Here is a 1,319-nt window from a genome sequence, read left to right as displayed (position 1 = left end):
TTAGTCCGCGAAGGCGGACTTTGTTTGTGTAGACGCGGTTTCAACCGCCGAGTTTTATTTGACAAGACGCGGTTTCAACCGCCGAGTTTTATTGGTGTAGACGCGGTTTCAACCGCCGAGTTTTATTTGACAAGAAGCGGTTTCAACCGCCGATTCATCTGCTTCCCCGATATTTTTATGAATTTCAACAAAAAGCATCTTAGATCCAGATAACGTGTCAATATAGAAATGTGACTTCAATTCTATTCCTTCCTCATGGGCAAACAGCGCGTTCTTTCAGGAGTTCAGCCAACAGGCAACCTTCACCTCGGCAATTATCTGGGTGCCATTCGCAACTGGGTAGAAGGTCAAAGCCAGTACGAAAACTACTTCTGCGTAGTCGATTTGCACGCAATTACCGCACCGCACAATCCAGCAACCCTAGCATCCGACACCTACACCATCGCCGCGCTCTATTTAGCTTGCGGCATCGATTTAGAATATTCTACTATTTTCGTGCAATCCCACGTCTCGGCGCACACAGAACTAGCATGGCTGCTCAACTGCATTACGCCGATTAACTGGCTCGAAGATATGATTCAGTTTAAAGAAAAAGCAGTTAAACAAGGCGAAAATGTCAACGCCGGCTTGCTAAATTATCCCGTATTGATGGCAGCCGACATCTTGCTTTACGATGCCGACAAAGTGCCCGTAGGAGAAGACCAAAAACAGCATTTGGAACTCACCCGCGATTTGGTAAATAGATTGAATCACCAATTTGGCACGCCCGAAAACCCAGTCTTGAAACTTCCTGAACCCTTAATTCGGGCTGACGGCGCGAGAGTGATGAGTTTGACAGACGGCACGCGCAAAATGTCAAAATCCGACCCTTCGGAATTGAGTAGAATTAATGTGTTGGATTCGCCAGATACAATTAGCAAAAAAATCAAGCGCTGCAAAACTGATGCCGTGCGCGGCTTAACTTTCGACGACCCCGATCGCCCCGAAGCGAGAAATTTGCTAACACTTTACCTGCTGCTTTCCGGTAAATCGAAGGAAGAAGTAGCAGCGGAATGTGAAAATATGGGTTGGGGAGATTTCAAACCATTGTTGACAGAGACAACAATTAATGCCCTCAAACCGATTCAGGATAAATACAAAGAAATAATGGACGAGCCGGGATATTTAGAATCTGTACTCCGTCAAGGAAGAGAACAAGCAGAAACTATTGCCAACCAAACTTTGAATAAGGTTAAAACGGCTTTTGGTTATTCTCTACCTAATTAGTCATCAGTCATTAGTCATTAGTCATTAGTCATTAGTCATTAGTCATTAGTCAT

2 protein-coding genes are annotated in these 1,319 nt (G+C 44.7%); both read left to right on the top strand.

The features are described from left to right. A partial coding sequence (locus QT974_RS34440; RefSeq protein WP_333472830.1) for a hypothetical protein occupies positions 1-213 on the top strand: 213 nt, incomplete at its 5' end. A gap of 42 nt (positions 214-255) precedes the next feature. Next, the gene (trpS, locus tag QT974_RS34435) at positions 256-1,266 is read left to right on the top strand and encodes a tryptophan--tRNA ligase (protein ID WP_333472829.1); all 1,011 of its coding nucleotides are present in this window, start codon (positions 256-258) and stop codon (positions 1,264-1,266) included. Positions 1,267-1,319: the final 53 nt, after the last annotated feature.

This window comes from Microcoleus sp. BM001215392 (assembly GCF_036700185.1).
Taxonomy (GTDB): domain Bacteria; phylum Cyanobacteriota; class Cyanobacteriia; order Cyanobacteriales; family Microcoleaceae; genus Microcoleus.
Note: the sequence above shows the minus strand (reverse complement) of the source record. Positions and strands in the feature narration are given on the sequence as shown.